At 67.2% G+C, this 1,100-nt stretch carries 1 pseudogene; it reads left to right on the top strand.

What is annotated here, in order from left to right:
- Positions 1–79: 79 nt before the first annotated feature.
- A pseudogene (locus tag ACIQMV_RS39385) lies at positions 80–1,077 on the top strand (IS5 family transposase).
- The last annotated feature ends 23 nt before the right edge of the window (positions 1,078–1,100 follow it).

A 1,100-nucleotide genomic window follows, 5' to 3' on the forward strand; every position in this document is an offset into this window, starting at 1 on the left:
CTAGGGCCTGTTCTGAGTTGAGATCACAGGATCGGTCATTCCCGCTTCAGGAAGGTGCTGGCTGCGGTAGACCGGTCGCGTGACTCGTGGTGATCTGACCGATGCTGAGTGGGAGTTGATCCAGCCGCACCTGCCGCTGGGGGCGTTCGGACCGATCCCTGACCTGCGCAGCTACTTCAACGCGGTGATGTGGCGGTTCCGTACCGGCAGCCCCTGGCGGGACGTGCCGGAGAGCTACGGCTCCTGGTCGACGATCTACGACCGGTTCCGGATGTGGGCGCGTGAGGAAGTCTTCCAGACCCTCATGGACGCGATGATCGCCGAGGCGGCGGCCCGTGACGACGTCGATCTCAGCCTGGTCAGCGTGGACTCGACCGTTGCCCGCGCGCATCACCATGCGGCGGGCATGGTGGTCGACCCGGAACTCCTTGAAGATCTGGAGAAGGCCGTGGCGGAGGAAAAGGGGCTACAGTAAAGGGGCAAAACGACCCCGTAGGCGAGGGGCCCGCGGACAAGGAGGACCCCCAGCGAGAACAACGCCGCGCCGTGCGCCGACGCCGCAGGGCCCGGCTGCGGGCCGCCGCGCTGGGCCGCTCGCGAGGCGGACTCACCAGCAAGGTCCACCTCGCCGTCGAACGGCGCTGTCGCCCACTGTCCATCGTCCTGACTCCCGGCCAGGCCGCAGACAGCCCGCGCTTCATCCCTGTCCTTAAGAAGATCAAGGTTCGCGGTCCCGTCGGCCGCCCCCGGACCCGGCCGGACGCCGTGGCCGGCGACAAGGCGTATTCCTCCCGCGCCAACCGCGCCCACCTGCGCAGACGCAGTATCAAGGCGGTGATCCCGGAGAAGGCCGACCAGGCCGCCCACCGCAAGAAGAAGGGACGCTTCGGCGGCCGCCCGGTCAACCACGACGCCACGCTCTACAAAGATCGCAACACCGTCGAGCGCGGCATCAACAAGTTCAAGGAATGGCGGGGGCTGGCCACCCGCTACGACAAGACACCCGAGAGCTATGCCGCCGGGCTCCATCTGCGCGGATCCATCCTCTGGTTACGCAGCCTGCCAGCCCTCCCCTGATCTCAACTCAGAACAGGCCCTAG

The organism is Streptomyces sp. NPDC091412 (assembly GCF_044756885.1).
Taxonomy (GTDB): Bacteria; Actinomycetota; Actinomycetes; order Streptomycetales; family Streptomycetaceae; genus Streptomyces.